Genomic DNA, 254 nt, shown 5'->3' with positions numbered 1-254 from the left:
TCGGGATTAAAGGTTAAGCCTTGGGCATTGGTGGTATCGGGTACCCAATGGGTGCCTTCTTTACGCAACACTCCGTTGAGATGGCTTTCAAGAAAAACGCTGAATACGCCCATTATCAGGGCGTAAATATTGTGCCATTAAAGGTAATGAAATTTCACTTTGGGTATTTTTAAGGGGATAACGACCTCCAAAGGCGTTATTCCAGTCATTTACCACCGCATTGCGCCATTGCGTATTAATACCTTGCGACGTCG

The 254-nt window shown here is 44.9% G+C and carries 1 pseudogene; it reads right to left on the bottom strand.

What is annotated here, in order from left to right:
- Nucleotides 1-254, bottom strand: a pseudogene (locus BHE89_RS02405) (hypothetical protein); the annotation flags it as partial.

Origin of the sequence: Shigella sp. FC1967 (genome assembly GCF_001743005.1) — a bacterium.
Classification (GTDB): domain Bacteria; phylum Pseudomonadota; class Gammaproteobacteria; order Enterobacterales; family Enterobacteriaceae; genus Proteus.
The sequence above is the reverse complement of the archived record's forward strand: the minus strand, read 5'-3'. Positions and strand labels throughout refer to the sequence as shown.